General features: G+C 38.0%; 21 protein-coding genes. 9 read left to right on the top strand and 12 right to left on the bottom strand.

Annotated elements, in window-relative coordinates:
- The first annotated feature begins 44 nt into the window (after positions 1-44).
- Together I6F48_RS10155 and I6F48_RS10150 are read left to right on the top strand one after the other, a co-directional pair.
- Entirely contained in the window at positions 45-1,769 is a 1,725-nt protein-coding gene (locus tag I6F48_RS10155; protein ID WP_165741928.1) for a proline--tRNA ligase, read from the top strand.
- A gap of 361 nt (positions 1,770-2,130) precedes the next feature.
- Positions 2,131-2,964 carry a UDP-2,3-diacylglucosamine diphosphatase gene (locus I6F48_RS10150; RefSeq protein WP_165741799.1) on the top strand — a complete coding sequence of 278 codons (834 nt, stop codon included), beginning with the start codon at positions 2,131-2,133 and terminating at the stop codon, positions 2,962-2,964.
- Between the two features lie 25 nt (positions 2,965-2,989).
- On the opposite strand, the gene I6F48_RS10145 is transcribed toward I6F48_RS10150, so the two are convergent.
- The 4 genes from I6F48_RS10145 to I6F48_RS10130 form a co-directional block, all read right to left on the bottom strand.
- Positions 2,990-6,049, bottom strand: coding sequence for an ATP-binding protein (locus I6F48_RS10145; RefSeq protein ID WP_197119335.1), 3,060 nt, complete (start codon positions 6,047-6,049; stop codon positions 2,990-2,992).
- A 278-nt stretch (positions 6,050-6,327) separates the two neighbouring features.
- A complete protein-coding gene (locus I6F48_RS10140; RefSeq protein ID WP_008171197.1) occupies positions 6,328-7,536 on the bottom strand; it encodes an ABC transporter permease in 1,209 nt (402 codons plus the stop codon).
- Positions 7,529-8,317, bottom strand: coding sequence for an ABC transporter ATP-binding protein (locus I6F48_RS10135; protein ID WP_007586825.1), 789 nt, complete (start codon positions 8,315-8,317; stop codon positions 7,529-7,531). The genes I6F48_RS10140 and I6F48_RS10135 overlap by 8 nt, the downstream gene beginning before the upstream one ends.
- A complete protein-coding gene (locus I6F48_RS10130) occupies positions 8,314-9,126 on the bottom strand; it encodes a DUF3025 domain-containing protein (protein ID WP_165741322.1) in 813 nt (270 codons plus the stop codon). The genes I6F48_RS10135 and I6F48_RS10130 overlap by 4 nt, the downstream gene beginning before the upstream one ends.
- A gap of 113 nt (positions 9,127-9,239) precedes the next feature.
- Here I6F48_RS10130 and I6F48_RS10125 point away from each other — a divergent pair, with 113 nt between their 5' ends.
- Together I6F48_RS10125 and I6F48_RS10120 are read left to right on the top strand one after the other, a co-directional pair.
- Entirely contained in the window at positions 9,240-10,865 is a 1,626-nt protein-coding gene (locus tag I6F48_RS10125; protein ID WP_197119334.1) for a M28 family metallopeptidase, read from the top strand.
- A 126-nt stretch (positions 10,866-10,991) separates the two neighbouring features.
- The gene (locus I6F48_RS10120) at positions 10,992-12,167 is read left to right on the top strand and encodes a putative manganese transporter (RefSeq protein ID WP_197119333.1); all 1,176 of its coding nucleotides are present in this window, start codon (positions 10,992-10,994) and stop codon (positions 12,165-12,167) included.
- Positions 12,168-12,237: 70 nt separating this feature from the next.
- On the opposite strand, the gene I6F48_RS10115 is transcribed toward I6F48_RS10120, so the two are convergent.
- The 7 genes from I6F48_RS10115 to seqA all read right to left on the bottom strand — a co-directional run bounded on the left by I6F48_RS10115 (position 12,238) and on the right by seqA (position 20,219).
- A complete protein-coding gene (locus I6F48_RS10115) occupies positions 12,238-12,603 on the bottom strand; it encodes a DUF805 domain-containing protein (protein WP_197119332.1) in 366 nt (121 codons plus the stop codon).
- Between the two features lie 149 nt (positions 12,604-12,752).
- A complete protein-coding gene (locus I6F48_RS10110) occupies positions 12,753-14,336 on the bottom strand; it encodes a dihydrolipoyllysine-residue acetyltransferase (protein WP_197119331.1) in 1,584 nt (527 codons plus the stop codon).
- 8 nt (positions 14,337-14,344) lie between these two features.
- A complete protein-coding gene (locus tag I6F48_RS10105) occupies positions 14,345-15,322 on the bottom strand; it encodes an alpha-ketoacid dehydrogenase subunit beta (RefSeq protein ID WP_008171214.1) in 978 nt (325 codons plus the stop codon).
- On the bottom strand, positions 15,322-16,536 hold the full coding sequence (locus I6F48_RS10100; RefSeq protein ID WP_024596866.1) for a thiamine pyrophosphate-dependent dehydrogenase E1 component subunit alpha: 1,215 nt from the start codon (positions 16,534-16,536) through the stop codon (positions 15,322-15,324). The genes I6F48_RS10105 and I6F48_RS10100 overlap by 1 nt, the downstream gene beginning before the upstream one ends.
- Positions 16,537-16,801: 265 nt before the next feature.
- Positions 16,802-17,854 carry a succinylglutamate desuccinylase gene (gene astE, locus I6F48_RS10095; protein ID WP_165727887.1) on the bottom strand — a complete coding sequence of 351 codons (1,053 nt, stop codon included), beginning with the start codon at positions 17,852-17,854 and terminating at the stop codon, positions 16,802-16,804.
- Between the two features lie 121 nt (positions 17,855-17,975).
- On the bottom strand, positions 17,976-19,613 hold the full coding sequence (gene pgm / locus I6F48_RS10090) for a phosphoglucomutase (alpha-D-glucose-1,6-bisphosphate-dependent) (protein ID WP_165741148.1): 1,638 nt from the start codon (positions 19,611-19,613) through the stop codon (positions 17,976-17,978).
- A gap of 9 nt (positions 19,614-19,622) precedes the next feature.
- Positions 19,623-20,219 (bottom strand): replication initiation negative regulator SeqA, encoded by a 597-nt coding sequence (gene seqA / locus I6F48_RS10085; RefSeq protein WP_024589204.1) that lies wholly within the window; start codon positions 20,217-20,219, stop codon positions 19,623-19,625.
- Between the two features lie 220 nt (positions 20,220-20,439).
- Here seqA and I6F48_RS10080 point away from each other — a divergent pair, with 220 nt between their 5' ends.
- The 5 genes from I6F48_RS10080 (at position 20,440) to fur (ending at position 22,977) form a co-directional block, all read left to right on the top strand.
- Positions 20,440-21,207 (top strand): alpha/beta fold hydrolase, encoded by a 768-nt coding sequence (locus I6F48_RS10080; protein ID WP_007586854.1) that lies wholly within the window; start codon positions 20,440-20,442, stop codon positions 21,205-21,207.
- A 95-nt stretch (positions 21,208-21,302) separates the two neighbouring features.
- Positions 21,303-21,524 carry a DUF2788 domain-containing protein gene (locus I6F48_RS10075; RefSeq protein WP_002962930.1) on the top strand — a complete coding sequence of 74 codons (222 nt, stop codon included), beginning with the start codon at positions 21,303-21,305 and terminating at the stop codon, positions 21,522-21,524.
- Positions 21,525-21,526: 2 nt separating this feature from the next.
- Positions 21,527-21,805, top strand: coding sequence for a LexA regulated protein (gene ybfE, locus I6F48_RS10070; protein ID WP_002962928.1), 279 nt, complete (start codon positions 21,527-21,529; stop codon positions 21,803-21,805).
- 14 nt (positions 21,806-21,819) lie between these two features.
- Positions 21,820-22,347: a flavodoxin FldA gene (fldA, locus tag I6F48_RS10065; protein WP_007586856.1), complete on the top strand. Its 528-nt coding sequence runs from the start codon at positions 21,820-21,822 to the stop codon at positions 22,345-22,347.
- Between the two features lie 186 nt (positions 22,348-22,533).
- Positions 22,534-22,977 (top strand): ferric iron uptake transcriptional regulator, encoded by a 444-nt coding sequence (gene fur / locus I6F48_RS10060; RefSeq protein ID WP_007586857.1) that lies wholly within the window; start codon positions 22,534-22,536, stop codon positions 22,975-22,977.
- A 109-nt stretch (positions 22,978-23,086) separates the two neighbouring features.
- Here the strand turns inward: fur and glnS are convergent, their stop codons facing one another.
- The gene (gene glnS, locus I6F48_RS10055) at positions 23,087-24,745 is read right to left on the bottom strand and encodes a glutamine--tRNA ligase (protein ID WP_010552676.1); all 1,659 of its coding nucleotides are present in this window, start codon (positions 24,743-24,745) and stop codon (positions 23,087-23,089) included.
- Between the last annotated feature and the right edge of the window lie 131 nt (positions 24,746-24,876).

Genomic DNA, 24,876 nt, shown 5'->3' with positions numbered 1-24,876 from the left:
TAAGCTCTATTAAAAGAATATAATTACTCTATTTCGGAAAAAACATGCGTACAAGCCAATATATACTCGCAACACTTAAAGAAACGCCATCAGATGCTGAAATCGTATCGCATCAGTTAATGCTTAGAGCCGGTATGATCCGTCGCGTCGCTTCGGGTTTATACACTTGGTTACCCTCTGGTTTACGCGTGCTACGTAAAGTAGAAAACATTGTACGTGAAGAGATGGACAAAGCGGGTGCAATTGAAATGCTAATGCCTGTTATTCAACCTGCTGATTTGTGGGAAGAGTCTGGCCGTTGGAATGAATTTGGTCCTGAGCTTATGCGCTTTACAGACCGTCATAACCGTACGTTTGCACTTGGCCCAACACACGAAGAAGTAATAACTGATTTCGTACGTAAAGAAATAAGCAGCTACAAGCAATTACCAGTTACTTTATACCAAGTACAAACTAAAGTACGCGACGAACGTCGTCCTCGCTTTGGTGTAATGCGTGCTCGTGAGTTTACAATGAAAGATGCCTACTCTTTTCACTTAAGTGAAGAGTGTTTAGATGCGACTTATCAAGCGATGCACAAAGCATATTGTAATATTTTTGAGCGTTTAGGCCTTGATTACCGCCCTGTTATAGCCGATACAGGCTCTATTGGTGGTAGCGTATCGCACGAGTTTCATGTACTTGCTGAGTCGGGCGAAGATGCAATCGCGTTTAGTGATGGCAGTGATTACGCCGCTAATATTGAAAAAGCAGAAGCACTGGCACCAAGCGAGCCTCGCCCTGAAGCATCAAAAGAGCTTAAAGCGTTTCCAACTCCTGACGCTAAAACGATTAACGAGCTTAAAAAACACTACGGTGTTAAGCCACATCGCGGTGTTAAAACGTTAATTGTTTATGGTACGCCTGATGAAAACGAAGTACGCGGTTTAGTAGCTTTAGTACTGCGTGGCGATCACGAATTAAATGAACTAAAAGCTGAAAAGCACCCATTAGTAGACTCTCCGCTTGAAATGGCAACAGAGGCAGATATTGTTGCTGCTATTGGCGCAAAACCTGGCTCATTAGGTCCTGTCGGCTTATCAATGCCTATTATTGTTGATAGAGCAGCTAACATACTTGCTGATTTTGTTGCCGGTGCAAATAAAGACGACGAGCATTACAGCGGTATTAACTGGGATCGTGACGTAACTGATTACGAAGTTGCTGATATTCGTAATATTGTTGAAGGCGATATGAGCCCATGTGGCCAAGGCGTTTTACAAATTAAACGTGGTATTGAAGTAGGTCATATTTTTCAACTTGGCACTAAATACTCAGAAGCGATGAAAGCGGGTGTATTAAACGAAGGTGGTAAAAACCAAACCATGACTATGGGTTGTTACGGTATTGGTGTTTCACGTATTGTTGCTGCTGCTATTGAGCAGAACAACGATCAATACGGGATCATTTGGCCAAAATCAATCGCGCCATTCGATTTAGCAATTGTTCCAATGAACATGCACAAATCGCATCGTATTCCTGATATTGCAAATAACCTTTACCAAGGTTTAAAAGATGCAGGTCTTGATGTGTTATTTGATGACCGTAAAGAGCGCCCTGGTGTTATGTTTAACGATATGGAACTCATTGGTGTGCCATTTACGCTAGTAATTGGTGAGCGTAACCTTGACGAAAACAAAATTGAGCTTAAAAACCGCCGTACAGGTGAAAAGCTAATGATTGATATCGATACAGCAATTGATGCAATTAAAGCAGCCGTTAAAGGTTAAGCTAAAAATACTTATAAGTAATTTTAAAACCGCTTTTTAAAAGCGGTTTTTTTATATCTAAATTTTACATGTGTCATTTAGCTTTAGTATTACTGTCGTATAATTGTCATTTTTATTCCCTAAAGTATTTAACCTGAACTCTGGATAATAAATCTATCTCGAGCAGCTATTTTCAGCGCTAACTGCGTTGAATTTACTTGCAATAGGCTCGCTATTGACGCGTAAATTCGCCTTGTTTTCACTGAAAATCTCTGGCTAGAGAAAATAAATTTAAATATCACCATGATTCAATACCTTAGTAAATCTCTTAACCAGAGTTCAGGTTATTTAACTATTACACTCGATACTTTAGGGAATGAAAATGAGTAATGGCGCAAACACTAAGAAGCAACACTACCCTGCTATTTGGATATCTGATGTTCATTTAGGTTACAAAGACTGTAAAGCAGATTACTTACTCGATTTTTTAAACTCGGTAGAATCCGACACACTTTATTTAGTGGGTGATATTATTGATTTATGGTCAATGAAACGTCAGTTTTATTGGCACCCTTCGCATTATCAAGTATTAAACTCTATACAAAAAAAAGCAGCTAGCGGTACACGCGTCATTTATATTCCCGGTAATCATGACGAAACGTTTAGAAACTATATAAATCAAACGTTATTTGGTATTGAAATCCACCAGCAATTTATTCACACCACTAAAGCTAATAAACGTTTTTTACTCGTACACGGTGATGACTTTGATTCCGCGACACGCTATAACAAACTTATTAGTATCGCAGGTGATGCAGGGTACGACTTTTTATTATTTTTAAACCGCTGGACCAATCGTATTCGAAAGCTATTTGGTGGTAATTACTACTCGCTTGCATCATGGATAAAAGCTCGCGTACACAAAGCACGTGAAGCAATTAAAGCCTTCGAAGATGCCGCAATTCATGAAGCTAAAAAGCAAAACGTAGACGGTATTATTTGTGGACACATTCATCATCCCAAAATAAAAGTAGATGACGGAATTATGTATTGTAACGATGGAGACTGGATTGAGAGTTGTACGGCGCTGGTAGAGCAGCAAGATGGAAAAATTGAATTACTACATTGGTCAGACACACAAACCGTACTCGATAGCGCCGACATAACAAGGTTAAATATATCAACGGATGCTAAACCAAAAAAATCAGCTGCATAAGCAGCTGATTCTCATCTAATAACGATTAACTTAGCCAGGTGATTAACTTATCTTTCAGCGTTCTTGGTTTGATTGGTTTAGTAATATAGTCGTTCATGCCTGCAGTTAAACAACGTTCTCTATCACCTTCCATTGCGCTTGCTGTCATAGCAATAATAGGTATGTAAGTGTAGTCTACCCCGGCCTTACTATTTCTGATTTCACTTGTTGTATCGTAGCCATTTAAATTAGGCATTTGGCAATCCATTAAAATAACATCAAAAGCTTGCTCTGTGTTTTCTCTCAATGCTTCTAATGCTTCTACACCGTCTGATGCACAGGTGATTTTTACTTTAGTGCGTTTTAAAATCGCCTTAGCAACTTCAATATTAATCATATTATCGTCTACTAATAATATATGATAAGCAGACAAATCAGGCTCTACTTGTTCTTCTGTTAAGCCTTTTGGTGGCGCTATAATACAATCATTACTGGCACCAAATAAGCTGGCTAACTTATAGCTAAATTGATCTTGGGTAAGCGGTTTATTTAGAATGTGGCTACCCTCAGGTAATATCATTTTAGTCGGTTTATCGGTCACCATGTCGCGTAAAATTAAGACGTACTTTTTATTAAACTGCTTACAGTAATCAATTAACGCATCAATTTGAGGATGCTCATCGTCAATCAATAATAAGTCAGCTTCAAACTCTTTATGCTCACTAAAGTAGTCGAGTCTTACAATGTTTTCTGCATTTACTTTACAGGTTAGTAGCAATAAATCGCACACGTTTTTATAAACGTTATCGCGCGCTATTAATGCCGCTACGTTAATACTTGTAGCAAGCTCAATACCTGTGTTTAATTTTTTCTCTTGTGCTACATGTAGCTCAACTGTTGCGGTAAAGGTACTACCAGCACCCTTTTCACTTATAACCGTAATATTACCACCCATTAACTGAGCAAGTTTTTTACATATAGATAAGCCTAAGCCTGTACCACCAAAATGGCGGGTTGTACTTGAATCTTCTTGTGTAAACACTTCAAATAGTTTGTCTATGTTCTCTGGCGCTATACCAATTCCCGTGTCTTTTATTGTAAAGCTCATTAATAACTTTGAGTCGGTAATGTACTTAGAGCCGACAGTTAAACTTACTTCACCTCGGTGAGTAAATTTAAATGCATTATTAACTAAGTTAATTAAAATTTGTTTAAGTCGATGGCTGTCGCCAATAACCATTCTATCTACTACATCTTTTGTATCTAAAAACACTTCAAGACCTTTGCGCTGGCCCTGTAACGCTAAAGAGCTAATCATATCGCTACATACTGTAACAACATCAAATGTATGATTATCAATATCAAGCTTACCCGCTTCTATTTTAGAAAAATCGAGAATATCGTTAATCAAATTCATCAGAGAGTTAGCACTACTATTAGCTAATTTTAAGTAATGGTATTGTTGTTCACTTAAGCCATCTTCTTTGAGCATTTCAAGCATACCCAAAACGCCATTCATCGGTGTGCGTATTTCGTGAGATATATTTGCTACAAAGTCACTTTTTGCTTGGCTCGCTGCTAATGCTTGATCAATTGCTCGCTCTAGCTCAACAGTCCTTTGTGATACTTTTAGCTCTAAAGTACTGTTTAAGCCTTCAAGCTCTGATTGAGTATTTTTTAATGAGCTAATATTTCTTAAAATAGCCGCTACCTGATAACGGTTATTGTAGACATCAAAAATACTACTGAGTGTAATTGAAAAGTATTGTTTGTTGCCATAACCATCTGTGTAGATAGCTTCAAACGGCATTTTTGATCCGTTTGAAATAGTCTCTTCTATACAGTTATTATCGGCTTCATTTAAGTTAAATAAAGAAACAAAGTCAGGGCTAGTGCCTGAGATTGAATTACCGAAAACCTCTTTAGCTGTATTATTAAAGTGAACAATTTCGCCGTTTTGCTCAATTGTAAAAATAGCATCCAAAGAATTTTCTATTACTTTATTGTTTTGCTCTTTTAGAGAATTAATTAACAACTTACGGTTTATAAAACGTTGGTATAAAAAGGCAATAACTAAAAATACGCTAAAGAATACCACTAGCATTGCAATAAAGTTTTGACGCCTTTCGTTCACCTTTGCAAACAACGTTTTAGTATCAACACTTACACCAAGCTCTAAAGGTAACATCGCAATATCACCATCAAACGAAATACGTTTTTTTAACGTGTAAGCAATTGGGTAATTACTTAGCGGTAAAGTGCCTTGCTCTGCCATTGTGCTTGCAGTGGAAAATTCTTCAGTCCATGTTTTTGCTTTATTAAATTCAAAACCGAAGCGTAATTGAGAGTTTGGATGATATAAAAATTCACCTTCATTATTCATTAGGTAAATTTGTGTTCCTTGTGGAGATTCAACCGTTAAACTTTTTATTAATTTATCAGCAAAGTAGTTAGTGACTAATATTGCAAAAATTTTATTTTTTTCATCAAAAACAGGCTTAGCTACACGAAAAGTACTTATATAAGGTTCTTGTATCTGCCCATTTTCACGGTTGTAGTTAATTGGAGAAATATAAACACTTTTATTATCGAGCATACTCGCTTTTATCATGTAATCGCGTTGGCCTTTCTTTTGTAATTGCAGACCTTGCAGTCGATTAATTTCTCCGAGTTGGTTTCTATCAACCCTGACAACTTCTTGCCCACCATCTGCGAGAATAATATAGCGAGCCTGAAGTATGCTGTCGTCTGTGCGCATAAAACCACTAAAAATACTCGCTAAGCGCTCTTCCCAAACGTCGATGTGCGTGCCTAACAGGGGATCTATTTTCTTGTTTTCAGTGGCGCGAGTAATGCCTTTAATCGGGGGCGTTGCGTCTAAAAAGCGAATAGCGGTAACACTATCTTTAAGATGGTTTTTTAGTGAAAGGCTTTTTGTTTCAAGCTCACGTTTTAATTCTATTTGGGCTGAATTATAAACATCACTTCTTACTTTTTGGTCAAACAAATACAGAGATGGTAAAGCTATAAGAACAAATATTATTGTTGCAACGAGCATTAGTCTATTATTTTTTGTCACATTCAAAAAATTATTCTTTTTCAACATTTACCTTCACCATAAATTTTTATTGTTATTAGTATAGAGCATTAACGAAAGAATTGGACCACCTAACTAATCGGTTATCGTTATAATTTTTATAATAAAAAGACTAAATCATTAGTTTTATTTAGAGCACTCTCTCTATATGAATTATAAATGAATGAGAGTACCCATATCGACTCACGCAGCTTATAAAATAGTTTTTTCAAGCAATCATTCCTTTAAAATATAAAAGGTAGCCAATGCTACCTTTTATATATTTTTAGAGTGCTAAATCTATATTATTATCTAAACAGCACATCTTCTCTGTTAAACCATTTAACGCAAAATGCCAGTAGTCCGGCTGCAATGATTGCAGTTGCTAAAAATATTAAGCCTACAAATGTGTAATCAACAGTCCCTTTTACTATTTCTTTAATTGCTAAAGCCACGTTTGTAACAGGAATGAATGCTGTTTTAGCAGTAAGCTCCATATTTGGCATTATTGAAATAATAATAGGGAAAAACACGCCCATACTTAAGGGGGCCATATAGTTTTGTGCTTCTTTAAACGTACGTGCATAAATAGATATAGCCAGTGCCAAAGCCGAAAATATAGCAGCCACAGGCAGTAGCAATACAAATATCATCAGTAAATCGGTTACCGCTAATGTACTAAATGCCGCTTTAATAAAATCTAGATCGGCAAATGCTAACGCCAGTGCTATCCAGCAGCCCATACTTAAGACCGTTATGGTTGTGGAGGCAATGGATGTAGTTAACAAAGTTATAAATTTACCAAGCACCAGCTCTGTACGCGTAATAGGTGTAAGTAGGAGTGTTTCTAGCGTGCCGCGTTCTTTTTCGCCAGCGCCTAAATCAATAGCGGGATAAGTAGCCCCCATTAGTACTAATGGTATAAGTAAGTAAGGTAAAAAACCGCCAATTTTTTCGCCAAGGTTTTCACGTTTATCGGCTGTATCCACCTTAATTACTTCAATTGGGTTAAGAATAGATTTTTGAACAGACTCTTCAATACCAAAACTGATTAGCTTTTGAGTTTGCAGTACGTCACTGTATTCTTTTGCTAGCTCTTTGACGCGTTCGAATAAAAAGTTAATAGATTTTGAATCGTTAAAAACAACCTGCCACTGACTTTGTTCACCATTATCTAGTGTTTGCTCAGCATGGCTTGGTAAATAAATACCCATATCAATATCGCCAGCTATAACACCAGCTTTAAGCTCTTCAATGTTATTAAAGGTTTTAGCCCCTTTATAAAGCTCAAAACTTTTGTGATAAAACACTTTATCAGTAAATTCTTGTGCATATTCACCATTAATAATGGCATACGTATTTACTTTTTGTTCTGCGTCCATTGCTGCTTGTGAGCTTATAAATGCCATTACGGCAAACAATAACGGAAATATAGCGACAGGAAGCGCAACAACAAATAATAGCGTTTTTTTGTCGCGTAATAACTCTCTTAATTCCTTTTTAAATACCTCAAACATCATGTTTCTCCGTTAATATGTTCATAAACGCTTGATTAAGCTCATCACTATTACCTGCTTGTTTAAATTCATCTACTGTTCCGTCAAAGCAGCTAATACCTTCGTTAATTACAGCTACTCGGTCACATAAAAGTGCAACTTCATCTAAATGATGGGTAGAAAAAATAACAGGAGTACCTTGCGCCTTTAAACCCTTAATAAATTGAATAACGGTTTGCGTGGTCATTATATCGAGACCCGTTGTTGGCTCATCAAGCACAACAACTGCTGGGCGATGCACAACAGCACGCGCTATATTTGCTTTTTGCTTCATACCTGTTGATAGGTTTTCTGCGCGTTTATCTACAAACTTATGCATATCAAGCAATGTAAATAGCTCATCACAACGCGATGCAATATCGCTTTTGCTCATACCGTGGAGCTTTGCAAAATACTCTATGTTTTCTTTTACAGTTAAGCGGCCATACAAACCGGTAGAGCCCGATAAAAAACCGATAGACTTACGCCCCAGTAGCGGTTTTTTTACAATGTCGTTTCCGGCAATTGTTATTGAGCCTTCATCGGGCTTTAACGCGGTTGAAATCATTCTAAGTGTAGTTGTTTTACCCGCACCATTTGGGCCTAGCAATCCAAGTACTTCACCCTTTGCGCAGCTAAAACTCACATCTCGTACTGAGTGAAAATAATCTTTATCTTCACGAGGGTCGATGTCGTCTATTTTATTTTTTTTGTGATCTTTAGTTAGCTTAAATTTCTTTTTAAGCCCAGCAACTTCTATCATGTTCGTATCCTTCGTTTCGCTCTAAAATAATCTGTATTGTTGTAAAAAGAGTCGTCTTTGTTTTCGTCATGCCAGCCTGGCACACCTAATAAAGGCAGTGGTGAAAGCTGTTTGTTATCGGCTAAGCAGTTATCTGTATTAATCATCTCATAAAGGGCTTGGTCTAGGTACTGATATTGAGTAACTAAATCTTTACAAAATATTTCATCCGGTACACAAACAAACAATGCTTTACCCGTTAAACCTATATAAGGTTTGGTGAGCATTTCATAATTAGCATGGCCAAACATAAAAGGTTTTATTGTTTTACCCCACTCATGTTTGTGTTCAACAAATGCTGTTTTCCATTGATGATCGCAAAGCCACTGCTGCCATTTACTCTCACTTATAGCTAATACAACACCACATTCATCAAAGAGCGTTAATGCATTACGATGTTTGGTACGCTGTTGTAATCCATGTTCAGCTATATCTTGTACATGCCGCTGGTTTATAAGTGCTTTAGTTTTAGGAAATAAACACCAAATAAAGCCACCAAATAAGTCATGCCAGTTCTCACTGCGTGTAGGTACAACACCCGTTTCAAAAATAACTTGTTCGTAATAACGATCGCCAAAATCTACCTTTGCATCATCTTCAAAAGTAATAGGAATATTATTCGCATTAATAGCGGTTAAAAATGGAGAAAACCACTGCGGCGCCGGCCAATCTGTTAGTTCGTTAACTTTAAACAGCTCACGTAAATGCGCAAATGCACCTGTTTCTAAACTACTGATTTGCCACTGCTCGGGGGGAGTAAAACGCTTCATTTAAACCTTTAACAATTTATGCCTATAATTTACGAGAAGTTTACCGCAAAAACTGGTTCTACTTAATAGAAGTTAATATACTAATCACAACTTAAAACAAAAAAAGAGCTGACATGAAACATTATTTCTCTCTCACACTCCTCGCTACCGCTGTTTTAGCAGGTTGCGCAACAACAAGTATTACACCTACTGATGTAACAAATGGTTATAACAGTATCCAAGCTGATGAACTGGCTAAACATGTAAAAGTACTTGCATCGGACGAATTTGGTGGTCGTGCTCCTTCATCACCAGGCGAAAAGCTAACGCTTGATTATTTAACTGCGCAGTTTAAAGCTTTAGGTTTAAAACCAGGTAATGGCGACAGTTACTTACAAGAAGTGCCATTAGTTTCTTTAGAAGCTGATTCGAACATGGTGCTTAGTATTGGCGGTAAAGACTACCAATACAAAAAAGACATGGTTATGGGTAGCAGTCGGATAAGTGCTCAAGAAAGCATAGAAAACTCTGAACTTGTATTTGTGGGCTACGGCGTTAATGCACCTGAATACAATTGGAATGATTACGAAGGTTTAAACGTTAAGGGCAAAACGGTTGTAATGCTGGTTAACGATCCGGGTTTTGCAACAAAAGACCCTGCTTTATTTACTGGCGACGCGATGACCTATTATGGGCGTTGGACATATAAATACGAAGAAGCGAGTCGCCGTGGTGCCGCAGGTGCAATTATCATTCATGAAACAGCACCTGCATCTTATCCGTGGTCGGTTGTTGAAAACTCGTGGAGCGGCGAGCAGTTTGGTTTTCAAAAAGAAAACAACAACATGGACCGTGTAGCTGTTGAAGGCTGGGTTACAACTGACGTAGCAAAAGAGCTCTTTACTAAAGCAGGTTTAGATTTTGATACCGTTAAAACGAATGCTGCCAAAGGTGCTTACCATGTTGATATGGGCGATTTAACTGCTTCTGTTACTATTAAAAACACGATTAAAAAATCGGTGTCATATAACTTTATCGCCACTTTACCTGGTAGTGAAAAACCAGATGAGCATGTTATTTACTCAGCTCATTGGGATCACTTAGGCACAGATAAAACACGTAAAGGCGATCAAATTTATAACGGTGCTCACGATAATGCAACGGGTACAGCGGGTCTTATTGAAGTAGCTGAAGCTTTTACTAAATTACCTAAGCATCCTAGCCGCTCGATGACCTTTTTAGCGGTAACTGCTGAAGAGCAAGGCTTATTAGGGTCTAAATACTATGCGGCAAATCCTGTGATTGCAGCGAATAAAACAGTCGCTAACATAAACATGGATAGCTTAAATTTATTAGGCAAAGTAAAAGATATGAACGTGGTTGGTATTGGTAAATCTCAAATGGATGAGTTTTTAACTAATGCAGCTAAAGAGCAAGGCAGAACAATATCTGGCGATCCTAAACCATCATCGGGTGGTTACTACCGCTCTGATCACTTTGCATTTGCAAATATGGGTATTCCGGCAATGTATGCAGGCGGTGGAACTGTGGCTGCTGATGAAGAAACAGCTAATTATCGTAAACGCATGAGCTTAGTACTTCGCGGTTGTTACCATCAACCGTGCGACCGCTACCGTGATGAATGGGATTTATCGGGTGCTGTTCAAGACTTACAATTATTTTATAAAGTAGGTTTTGATATTTCTGAAACAGAACAGTGGCCAACATGGAATACAAACTCTGAATTTCAGCGTAAGTAGCCTTATTTGAGTTTACTTATCGAAAAATTCAAAGTGAGTAATCGATTTAAATAGATGTAAATGATATTGATTATCATTTAATTAAAATATACAGTGTGACCTAGTTAATTTATTAGGTCGCATTGTATGATTTCACTCCCTCACATTGGTTTTATTACTCCTGCCTCAAAACGATTTTTGAGCCAAAATAAACGCTTACTGCTGCCTTTATTTATTTTAACTTGCCTTGCAATACCGCAATTACGCGAAATAACAATGACCGCACTGAGTGATGCATTTTTTCAAGTGAGTGTGTTTGTTGCTGCTACCCTTTTAATTTATTACTACGCTATAGAACACTTACCTCAATTAGAGCTTAGTTATTTAAGTGCCAAGTCCCCTATTTTAGAAATTAGCTTTGCAGCGGTTTTAGGTGCATTACCTGGCTGTGGTGGCGCTATTATTGTGGTTACTCAATTTACAAAAGGCCAAGCAAGCTTTGGTGCTATTGTTGCTGTGCTAACAGCTACAATGGGAGATGCAGCATTTTTATTACTTGCTACCCGCCCTACTGAAGGCTTGTTAATTATGGGAATAGGGTTAGTTGTGGGTACATTCAGTGGTTTACTGGTTAATACAATACACAAAAAAGACTTTTTACGCCCAACAGCGCAAGAACAAAACCACCAAATTAAAATACTCTCAACTAACATTATTAAAATCAGCAAACCGGTTTGGATGGCAGCAATTATCCCAAGCCTTATAATTGCCTTTTTGATTGCGTTTAATGTTGATTTTTCACAGTTTGGTTCAAGCACAAGTACTGTAATTACGCTATTTGGTGCATTAATGGCTTTATTTATTGTTAGTATTTGGGCACTTTCGTCAAGAGGTGAAAGCTATCAAGAAGTAACGTCAGAAGACGATGCATGTAACCCCCCTTCTAAAATAATAAAAGTATTACAAGATACCCATTTTGTAACGGCATGGGTTGTAGCCTCTTTTATGCTATTTGAGATTTTGGTTAATATTGCAGGACTTGATTTAAAAACGTGGTTTGTACATTACGCCTATTTAGCCCCATTAATTGCAGTGCTTATTGGATTTTTACCCGGCTGTGGCCCGCAAATAATTGTTACAACGCTTTATATTCAAGGCATTATTCCCTTTAGTGCTTTAGCAGGAAACGCAATTTCTAACGATGGTGATGCGTTATTTCCAGCAATAGCAATGGCGCCCAAAGCTGCAGTTATAGCTACACTTTATACATCTATTCCCGCATTAATAGTTGGTTATGGGTTGTATTTTTTTGCTGAAATTTAAAAAATGAGATTTAAAAAACACAAAAAAGCTCAGCAATTGCTGAGCTTTTAACATGTTAAGTTATTCTTACTTATAAAGTTGCAGGTTCTACTGCTAATTCTTTTGGATTTGGACCAAAATCATTTTCGCCTTCGTGTGAATCTTGAGCAAGGAAAACAATTAAAACAATCCAGCCGATTACTGGCACTAACCAAAGTAGCTGCCACCATCCTGAACGGCCTGTATCGTGTAAACGACGTGCACCCGCACTCAATTGAGGGATCAATAAAGCTAAGCTATATATTGAGCTTACGAACATTGTGTTTGTAATACCATCTATAACACTTGTTAAAAGCGAAAAAATAATATTAATTAGCATAAACATCCAAAATGCTTTACGACGATTACGGCCTGAAAAATCTGCGTAGCTACGCAACGCGTTCATATAATGTTCCATGAAATTTCCTTAGTGTTATTTTTTATATTCCCTAACGGGGTTAACTTTATTACTTTTTAGTAACATTTGTATCTTAATTAAAAACAGCTGACATTAAAACAAAAAACCAGCTAAAAGCTGGTTTTTATTACATATTAACAATTTAGCTATTAACTCATAGCCATCATCATTGCCGATGGGTTTTCTAAGTACGATTTCCATAGGTTATTAAAGCGAGCAATAGTGCCGCCATCAATAACGCGATGATCGCCAGACCAGCTCACTTGCATAATAGCTTTACTCACAACCTGCCCACTTTCATCAAAACGCGGTAGATGCTGCAGTTTACCTAGCGCAACAATAGCCACTTCTGGTTTATTAATTATAGGGGACGCGATAGTGCCGCCAATAGCACCAATGTTAGAGATGCTAATTGTCCCACCTTTTAAATCATCGGGTGCAACACGGCCTTCTCGCGCAGAATGAGTTAAACGGGTTAAATCATTTGCCACATCAACAATGCTTTTACTCTGGCACGATTTAATATTAGGCACTAACAAGCCAATTTTAGAATCAACCGCTATACCGATATTATGATCGTTATAATAGGTAAGCTCTGAGCATTCATCGTTCACTTTTGAATTAAGTACAGGGTACTCTTTCATTGCTAGCGAGAGTGCTTTTACAAAAAATGGCATCATGGTGAGCTTAACGCCTTGTGCTTTATACTGCTCTTTTAAAGCGCTACGCAAAGCTATAAGCTGTGTTAAGTCTATTTCATCACTAAACGTAAAGTGCGGAATAGTTGAAACCGAAGCTACCATTTGCTTGGCCATGGCCGCTTTAATACCTTTAATTTGCTCTACTCGTACGCCACCGCTTTGATTCTGTGTTTGGTTTTGTACTGCACTTTGAGAAGCATCGCTATTAAGCGGTGAAGTATCAATAGTATTTGGCACTTCGCCTTTTACAAACTCTTCAATATCTTGCTTGTAAATACGTCCATTTTTACCACTACCTGGTACACAGGTTAAATCAACATCTAGCTCACGTGCTTTACGACGAACCGCAGGTGATGCAACCGCTTTTTGATTGATAACTTTAGCAGTTTGCTGTGTTTTAACAGGGGCAACTTTTTCAGCGACGGCATTAGTTTGAGCCTTTACGACCGCTTGGTTTATATCAACATTTGGTTTTGCTGCACTGCCTGCAATTGTCATTTGAAACAACGGGCTATGTACTTTTGCTATTTCACCTTTCTGGTAATATAGTTTTTTTACTGTGCCTGTATATTTTGCCGGAATTTGTACTAATGCTTTGTCGGTCATTACGTCACAAACCGCTTGGTCTTCTTCTATTTCGTCGCCTTCAGCAACTAACCAATCAACAATCTCACACTCAACAATACCTTCACCAATATCCGGTAATATAAAGTCCTCAACCACATCAGCTGCATCATTAGTTTTATTTTCAGCTTGTACTGGCTCTTGTACTACTTCATTGCTAATGCTTTCACCTGCTACATCCATAGCGAATAAAGGGGCATGTACTTTAGCAATCTCACCTTTTAGATAATATAGCTTTGAAATAACGCCATCATGCACTGCCGGAATTTGTACTAATGCTTTGTCTGTCATAACATCGCAAATTGGCTGATCTTCAGATACGGTATCGCCTTCTTGTATTAGCCATTCAACTACTTCGCATTCAACAATGCCTTCACCAATATCGGGTAATATAAAATCTTTAGCCATGGTAACCCCTAAAAATCCATTGATTGTTTAATTGCAGCCAACACTTTTAGTGCATCCGGTACGTATTCTTTTTCAAGTGCCAGCGGGTATGGCGTATCTAGACCACATACACGTAAAATTGGCGACTCTAAATGCAAGAAACACTCTTGTTGTATTGTCGCGGCTATCTCTGCACCAAAGCCATTGGTTATAGGCGCTTCATGACTCACGATTAAACGGCCGGTTTTAATAACCGATTTAGCAATCGTTTCAACATCCCATGGTAAAATACTACGAAGATCAATAACTTCACAGCTTATACCTTGCTCACTTGCTTGCTTTGCTGCATCTTCAATAATCTCCATTTGAGCACCCCACGCTAAAAGCGTAATATCGGCCCCCTCTTGTACTACTTCAGCCGTGCCTAATTCAATACTATAATCTTCTTCTGGCACTTCGCCAATTGATGCACGATATAAACGCTTAGGCTCAAAAAATATGACCGGGTTATCATCTTTAATTGATGCACGTAATAAACCTTTAGCTTGATAAGGGTTACGCGGTACAACTACTTTCAAACCAGGTGTGTGCGCAAAATACGCCTCGGGTGATTGTGAATGGTATAAACCACCGGCAATACCGCCACCATAAGGTGTACGAATAGTTAAGTTACCGACATTAAATTCATTACCACTGCGATAACGAAATTTAGCGGCTTCATTTACTATTTGATCAAACGCTGGGAAAATATAATCAGCAAATTGAATTTCTGCCAATGCAGGCGCACCAAAAGCAGCTAAACCATTAGCAAAACCTAAAATACCTTGCTCGGTTAAAGGCGTATTAAAAACACGATGTTTACCGTACTTCTCTTGCAAGCCCGATGTTGCTCTAAATACACCACCGAAGTAACCAACATCTTCACCAAAAATACAGGCTTGAGGGTGTTCATTCATCGTAATATCGAGAGCAGAGTTAATTGCGTGGAGCATGTTCATTTTAGCCATTACTTAATTCTCCCTGCGGTTACTGGGTAAGCATCTGGATGCTGTTTTATATGTTCTTTTAGTTGCTCGTACTGGCGTTGCAGTAATGGAATTGGTGTATCGTAAACGTCAGATACCAGTTCTTCTAAAGCGGGCTTTGCAACAACTTCAGCACGTTTAAGCGCTGCTAAAATTTCTTCACGAATCGACTCTTTTGCTTTTATATCGTCTTCTTCGTTTAACCAGTCTTGCTTGACCAGCCATTTTCTAAATTTATCAATAGGACACGTTTGATGATTCGCTTCTTCATCTTTAGAGCGATAACCACTTGGATCGTCTGACGTAGAGTGCGCACCCAAACGATAAGCAATCGATTCAATAAGTACAGGTTCACCTTGTGTTGAGGCTATTTCGCGTGCTTTTTTAGTTGCCGCATAAACAGCAAGTGCATCTGTGCCATCAACACGAATTGTTTTAATGCCATAACCCACACCACGCGACGCAATACCGTCGCCTTTAAACTGCTCATCAGCAGGGGTAGATATGGCATAGCCGTTATTACGTGCAAAAAATATAACCGGCGCTTTGTGAACAGCGGCCATATTTAAACCGGCATGAAAGTCACCTTCAGATGCAGCACCTTCACCAAAGTAACAAATAGTCACATTATCAATTGTGCTGGCAAGCTCGCCTGTTTTAGCGTCGATGTGCTTTATTTTTTGGCCATATGCATAACCCGTTGCCTGTGGTATTTGCGTACCCAATGGCGATGAAATCGTCATGTAGTTTAGCGCTTTAGACCCATAATGAATTGGCATTTGACGGCCTTTGCCTAAATCCAATTCATTTGAAAACATTTGGTTCATAAATTGATCAAGAGTAAAGCCACGATAATGCAGGGCTGCCTGTTCACGATATTGAGCCATGATCATATCGTCTTGATCCAGTGCAGCAGCAGAGGCTGTAACTGCGGCTTCTTCGCCTAGGCATTGCATATAAAAACTAACACGGCCTTGGCGCTGCGCGCCTTGCATACGTTCATCTAACAAACGTATAAAACGCATTGTTTCATATAACTTAATAGCGGTATGTTTTGAAATGTCAGGTGCGGTTGCACTAGGATGAATGTCGCCGTCCTCAGTTAAAATACTAAGGGTTGGAATATTAAGCGCTTGACCATCAATAAATTCAAGCTCGTGGTTAATATTCAGCGATACGTTATTTGGATTACTCATAACCTACCTTCTTTTGTTGTCGGTAAAACAGTGCCCCTTTAAATTATTATTGTGGGTGATTGTTGCTGGTTAAACTTTGCAACATCTGCACTATCTTTAATTAAAGCTGCCAACACTTTACGTTAACGTAAAGTGTTATTCAACAGATCTGGGACGAAACAAAAGCAAATACTGGTTAAATAAGTGGCAAGTTAACGATACGGTTACTTTAATTAATAGTAATCATATAGTTAACTTTAAGTTACTAGTGGTCTGATGAGTTAAATTAGACGAAATTGCTATCAATATCCATTGGAATAACAGTAAGGAGTGCTCTTTGCCCTAATGCTACGCTCGCATTTGGAAAAATAATAGCCTCTCCTTCAACGTCAGCGTAAATCGCTGTATCACCGTCGGTTGCAAGTAGTGCACCTTTCGCAAAGCCAGTAAAGTTCTCGGCATCGTCAGAAAAAGGAAAGCTAAAATCGTTCTGCGTTCTATTTATTGTGCGATGGACAGCAAACAATTCAAAATCGTTTGCATTAAATTCAGGATATTTAACTTCATTTTGACTAATTAATGCAGTTAAGGTTTGCTTTGTTTTTTCAAAGCGAGCCATATCGTTTTGACCAAATGGCTTAACTTGACCCAGCTCTACCGTAAAAGAATCAGCACCGTGTATAAATGACGAATAATAGCTAAATGTTGTTGCAGGAGATTTCATCATAAGCACGGTATTTACACCACAACTCAATAAAAATTGTAGCTGCGACTTTTTCCATGGCTTACCATGTAAAAATGGATACACAGCAAATTTTTCGTTTTTAGAGCCTCTAATTGCAGTGTGTAAGTCGTAATGACATCGCGTACTGCCTTGCTCGCCACGTGTATAAAAATCGCTTACGTACTGCTCAAGCTTTGCAGCGCGGTTTCGCTCATTATTCATTGGTACACCTTCAATTGTATGGTGACCATTAAATAATCTATTTAAGTTTTCTTCTACAAAACGCAGGCCAATATTAATTGATTGTGGATTACCGTAAATAAACAAAACACGCTGCTTAAGTATCAGCTCGCCTTTTATAATTTGTTTAATAAGTGCATCACAAATTTCAATTGGCGCAGTTTCGTTACCGTGTACAGCGCTTGAATAAACTACATCTTTTGACGTTATAACAGCAGGTTGAAACTCAATGACTCCGGTATCGTGTATATTTACACGAGTCCCATTATCTAAAACAAACTCACCTGCATCTAAATGCCATTCGTTGTCACGACTAAGCGTTAAAAAATCGCCTGTTTGTTTTAATTCATTTAAGTAAGATGGATTGGCTGACATATAATAAGCCCTTTAAAAATAATGTGAGAGTAGACTCTTATGCATATATTTTTATAAATACACAAGGTATAGAAACGAAAACGGCTGAATAAATCAGCCGTTTTAAAATTATTAGATTAAGTTAGCTTATAACTGAATCTACAAGCTTTTTAGCTTCTTTTTCAAGTAACGCTAAATGCTCTTCACCTTTAAATGATTCAAGGTATATTTTATAAATATCTTCAGTACCTGATGGACGCGCTGCAAACCAGCCATTTTCAGTAACCACTTTTAAACCACCAATGGCAGCATCGTTACCTGGTGCATGAGTCAATTTTTGCAAAATAGGCTCGCCAGCAAGTGTATCTGCTTTTACATCAGAAGCACTCAATGCTTGTAAACGTGATTTTTGACCGCTTGTGGCTGGTGCATCTAGGCGTTTATAAATTGGAGAACCAAACTCTTGTTCTAATTCTTTATAAAGGACTGATGGCGTTTTACCTGTCACAGCAAGTATTTCTGCAGCGAGTAGACCCATAATGAAGCCGTCTTTATCTGTACACCATACAGAGCCATCAAAACGTAAGAATGCAGCACCTGCGCTTTCTTCGCCACCAAAGGCAAGCTTGCCTTTGCTTAAGCCTTCAACAAACCATTTAAAGCCTACTGGTACTTCTTTAACCTTACGGTTGTTACGAGCAGCTACTTTGTCGATCATAGAGCTAGAAACCAATGTTTTACCAATTTCTACGGTTTCATTCCAATCACGGTGTTTAAGTAAGTAATCGATTGCCACTGCTAAAAAGTGGTTTGGATTCATTAAGCCGTCTGGCGTTACAATACCGTGACGATCGTAGTCAGGGTCGTTACCAATAGACACATCAAAATCATCTTTTAGTGCAATAAGATTTGCCATTGAATAAGGTGATGAACAATCCATACGAATTTTGCCGTCTTTATCAAGTGGCATAAAAGCAAAACGTGGATCAACAACATCATTAACTACGGTTAAATCTAAATTATATTTTTTTGCAATGACTGGCCAAAAATTAATACCTGAACCACCTAGTGGATCGATACCAATTTTAATACCTGCATCGCTAATTGCTTTTAAATTAACGATATTTGCTAAGTCATCAATATAAGGAGTCATTAAATCTTCGTAGCGGATAAAGCCAGAACGCGATGCCTTAGCGAATGGGAATAACTCAACTTCAACTAAATCTTCTAGTAAAAGTTGATTAGCTCTGTCTTCAATCCATTTAGTGACGTCGGTATCTGCTGGTCCGCCATTAGGTGGGTTGTATTTAAAGCCACCATCTTCAGGAGGGTTATGCGAAGGCGTAACAACAATCCCGTCTGCTAATTCATTTGGGTGTAGCTTATTGTGGCTAACGATTGCATGGCTAATCACTGGTGTTGGCGTAAAATCACCATCTTCTTGTGTGATCACTTGCACTTCATTCGCAACAAGTACTTCTATTGCAGAGTTAAATGCGGCTTCACTCAATGCGTGTGTGTCTTTGCCTAAAAATAACGGACCAAATATGTCATTTTGTTTTCTGTAATCACAAATAGCCTGAGTAATCGCTAGAATGTGTGACTCGTTAAATTTAACATCGTAAGAACAACCACGGTGGCCTGAGGTACCAAAGGCAACACAATGCTCTGGATTTTGTTCAAGATCAGGTTCATTTAAGTAATACGCAGATACTAATTTAGGTACGTTAACCAGTGCCGATTGTGGAGCAGTTTTGCCTGCGCCTGAGTGAATAGCCATTATATTTCCTTACAGGTAATCGCGAATTTTTTCAGCTTGCTCTGCACTATATCCAAGGCAAAGAGCAACTTCATGAAGCATCATTTTTTTACGCGTTGTATTAGAATTAGTCATAACCCAATATTCACTATCGGTTATGTTTTTAGGATTCATACTACTACCGCTATTTACTAAAGCTTCTTTACTAGTAGCAAAGTAAACACGGTCACGCCCTTTTATGTCTAATACCGCAGAAAAATCAGTTTTATGTGTGCGGTAAAATGCACTTAAAATAAACAAAAAGCGTCCAACAACACCTTTTTGCATTGCCAGCTCTTCTTTATTTAATACATTAAAAACATTATCGCTTTTTTGCTTCACGGGTGCGTGAGCTACAGGCGTTTGTTTTTTTGAAGTCTCAGCAGCAGATGGCTCTGAGCTTTTTAATGTGGCGGTAGACGTAGTCGCAGTTTGATTATTTTGAGTTAGTTCTACGTTTGCGGTTTGAATTTTTTCGCCGCTCAGATTTAATAAACGACGTAAAATAGTGGATGCACTTTCACCAATACTTTGCGTATTGCTAGCAATATATTGATATAACTCGTCGTCTATGTCGATTTGTTTCATGTTCTTCCTGTCATTACGGGTCACATTTTTTTCTCCCGTGTGATTATACCCAAACCAATCAGAAATGCGAGTTACAACAAGCACTCCCGTAAACATATTAATATTTACCTCATTGTTGTTGATTTAACAAACAAAAGCCCAATTTAATAAATAGTCGCTGTATTTTTTGCTTTTTAGAGCAATGCTCGGCAAACTATGGCGAAATTTTCAGGAGGCGGGTATGCAGTTAAATTACAAGCAACAAGGGCAAGGTCCTAATGTTATTTTGATACATGGGCTTTTTGGATCATTAGAAAACCTAAATGTAATAGCAAAACCATTAAGTGAACACTTTACTGTTATTAACGTTGATTTACGTAACCACGGGCTTTCTCCTCATAGTGATGAAATGAACTACCCAGCAATGGCACAAGATATTGTTGAGTTATTAGCACATTTGAACATAGATAAAGCACATTTAGTTGGGCACTCTATGGGTGGTAAAGTGGCAATGGAATTAGCGCTTACACATCCTGAACTTGTAAATAAGCTTGTTGTACTTGATATAGCACCTGTTAGTTACCCTGCTCGGCACACAAAAATATTACAGGCATTAAAAGCGGTTTCAGCACAATCAATTGACGATAGAAAACAAGCTGATGCTCTAATGCAGCCTTACATAGAAGAGCTGGGAGTTCGACAGTTTCTACTTAAAAGCCTCGCTAAAAATGAGGAAGGTCATTTTGCATGGCGATTTAATTTAAATGTGCTTGACGAAAAATATTCTACAATTACATCCAATGTTAATGAAAACAATTCTTGTTTATGCGATACTCTTTTCATTAAAGGTAATGATTCTGACTATATTTTGCCCGAGCATCGTACTGCAATTAAAGCTCGCTTTAAAAATACCAAGGCTAAAATAATTCATGGCGCAGGCCATTGGCTTCATGCTCAAAAGCCACTTGCCGTAAATAAAGCGATAAACGACTTTTTAACTGCGGTTTAAAGCAATTTTAATCGCGTGTTTTTGATTTTGCGCACTAAATATATGAATAATTATATGCTATAGTACGCGCCGTTTAATTTAAAGGTTATACGTTGATGGTCAGTCAGTTAATTAACGAATTTGATACCCTAGGGTTGTATTTTGGCTTAGCCGGTATTTTCATATTCATCGGCATGGCAATTAAAGACGTACTAAAAAGTGGCAATGTGCCTAAGTTCGGACAATACATTGTCTGGGGTGTGCTCTTTTTAGGTTGTTCAGGCTTTATTGCTAAAGGTCTTATTCAAGTATTTTGGCAAGGCGCAGGTGTAGGTTAAGCATGGCGAAGTCAGAAACAGATAGAACTACACTCGATTTATTTGAATACGAAAAACGCCCAGGCAGACCTAAAACCAATCCCCTTTCACGGGATATGCAGTTAAAGGTAAATAAACGTAATCAAATAAAAAGAGATAAAGCACGTGGCTTAAAGCGTGTTGAATTTAAAGTTTCATCGCAGTTATATCAAGCATTGAGTGATATGGCAGATGCACAAAATATTAGCCGCAGTGCGCTGATTGAAACGATTTTACAAGAAAGATTGGCTATTGATACATAAAAGGTTTTAAATCCATGGCAAGTGTAGGCATTTTTTTCGGAAGTGACACAGGTAACACAGAACACGTAGCAAAAATGATCCAAAAAGAATTGGGTAAGAAGCTAGTGGCTGTTCATGATATTGCAAAAAGCTCTAAAGAAGAGATTGCTGAATTTGATTTAATCTTATTCGGTATCCCTACTTGGTACTACGGTGAAGCACAATGTGACTGGGATGACTTTTTTCCAGAACTTGAAGAAGTAGACTTTGAAGGTAAACTTGTTGCTATTTTTGGTTGTGGAGACCAAGAAGATTACGCTGAGTACTTTTTAGATGCGATGGGCATGATCAACGATATCGTTACTGAGCGTGGCGCTATTGTTGTTGGTCATTGGCCGAGCGAAAGCTATGACTTTGAAGCATCTAAAGGCATGGCTGATGATAAGCATTTTGTAGGTTTGGGTATCGACGAAGACCGTCAACCAGAGCTTACAGAACAACGTGTTAAAGCATGGTCTGCTCAAGTATATGAAGAGATGTGTTTAAGTGAATTAGCTGACTAATTTACTGCATATATCGCTAGCTGTTTAAATAATTATCAAACAGTTAGCGTTTTAAGCTTTAGTGGCAATATAAATCAATTGTTCTTTGCACTTAACGCTTAGGCACGTTATCCTGTTTGTTGCTAATGTGTCGTGTACATCTTTGCAAGATGTCTAGTATAACCAAATAAAATTGAGACAGATTTAATGACTGATCATAACTTGGAACTTAAAAAAGCCGGTTTAAAAGTAACTTTACCGCGTATTAAAATATTAGAGATTTTACAATCTCCAGATAACCAACACATCAGTGCTGAAGATGTTTACAAAATTCTTTTGGATCTAGGTGAAGAAATTGGTCTTGCAACTGTATACCGCGTACTTAACCAATTTGATGATGCGGGTATTGTAAGCCGTCATCACTTTGAAGGTGGCAAATCAGTATTTGAACTTTCAGGAAGCACACACCACGATCATTTAGTATGTTTGAAGTGTGGCAAAGTTGTAGAGTTTGAAGATGAGATGATTGAACGTCGTCAACTTGAAATTTCTGAAGAAAATGGTATTACACTTACAAACCATTCTTTATATTTATACGGTGAGTGTAATGATAAAGCAGCGTGTAAAGAATTTAGCGACGCTAACAGCTAATACCGCTTTTAAAAAGCAATAAAAAACCTGCTAAGTGCAGGTTTTTTTGTGTCTAAAATACGCTTGTAATGAATATCCCCAGTAAATACTGGAGATATTTAGATATTATTTATTGAGTTTTAGACCATGAATCGCGAAGACCCACTGTTTGATTAAATACAACATTCTCTGATTTAGAATCACGAGAGAAATAACCCGTACGCTCAAACTGAAAGCCCTGCTCTGCTTGTGAATTAGCAAGCGATGGCTCTAATTTAGCGTTTGATAAAACAACCAGTGACTCTGGATTTAATGTTGTTTCAAACTCATCAGCGGCTGCTGGGTTTGGAACACTAAACAAACGATCGTATAAACGAACTTCTGCCGTAATAGACTCTGGTGCTGAAACCCAGTGAATAACACCTTTTACTTTACGTCCATCACTTGGATTTTTACCAAGTGTTTCAGTATCGTAAGTACAGAAGATAGTTGTGATTTCACCATTTTCGTCTTTTTCAACACGCTGTGCTTTAATAACATAAGCACCACGTAAGCGTACTTCTTTATCAAGCACTAAACGTTTAAACTTGTTATTCGCTTCTTCTTTAAAGTCTTCTCGTTCTATATAGATTTCACGAGTAAACGGTACATCACGACGACCCATTTCTTCTTTATTTGGGTGGTTAGCCACAGATAAAACCTCAACCTTGTCTGCATCGTAGTTTTCAATAACAACTTTAACAGGATCGAGTACGGCCATTGCACGTGGTGCATTTTCGTTTAGATCTTCACGGATACATGCTTCAAGCATACCCATTTCAACCATATTCTCTTGTTTTGTTACACCAATACGCAAACAAAACTCACGGATTGAACCTGGTGTATAACCACGGCGACGCAGGCCTGCAATTGTAGGCATACGTGGGTCATCCCACCCTTCTACATGGTTATTTACCACTAAATCGCTTAGCTTACGCTTAGACATAATTGTGTATTCAAGATTTAAACGTGAAAACTCAATTTGCTGTGGGTGACACTCTAAACTAATGTTATCAAGTACCCAGTCGTACAAACGACGGTTATCTTGAAATTCGAGTGTACATAATGAATGTGTAATACCTTCGAGTGCATCAGAAATACAGTGCGTGAAGTCATACATTGGGTAAATGCACCACTTGTCTGCTGTTTGATGATGATGAGCAAAACGTACGCGATAAATAATTGGATCGCGAAGCACCATAAATGAGCTTGCCATATCAATTTTAGCACGCAGGACACATTCGCCTTCTTTGAATTCGCCAGCACGCATTTTTTCAAATAACGCTAGGTTTTCTTCAACGGATGTATCTCTGTACGGGCTATTTTTACCTGGCTCTTTCAATGTACCACGGTATTGGCGTGCTTCATCCGCTGTTAAAAAGCAAACGTACGCTAAGCCTTTATTTATAAGCTCAACAGCGTAACCATATAAAGTATCAAAATAGTTAGAAGAATACTTTATATCGCCATCCCAGTTAAAACCTAACCACTGTACGTCTTCTTTTATAGAATTAACGTAGTTAATGTCTTCTTTTTCTGGGTTTGTATCGTCAAAACGTAAGTTACATAAACCGTTATAATCTTTTGCGATGCCAAAATTTAAACAAATTGATTTGGCATGACCAATATGCAAAAAGCCATTTGGTTCAGGTGGAAAACGTGTATGCGTTGTTGCATGCTTTTTACTTGCTAAGTCTTCATCAATTCGGGTTCTAATAAAGTTACTTGGGCGATTCTCAATTTCCGCCATAGGAGTGTAGTCCTCTAAATATTACGTAATAACAAAACTAATGCATTATTACAAAAACATACACTAACATACAGCACTAGATTAAGGTTTATTTTTGATATTGCTTAACTTTAATTCAGCTGAACCATTGT

This window comes from Pseudoalteromonas sp. SWYJ118 (assembly GCF_015864505.1).
GTDB lineage: Bacteria > Pseudomonadota > Gammaproteobacteria > Enterobacterales > Alteromonadaceae > Pseudoalteromonas > Pseudoalteromonas arctica.
The sequence above is the reverse complement of the archived record's forward strand: the minus strand, read 5'-3'. Positions and strand labels throughout refer to the sequence as shown.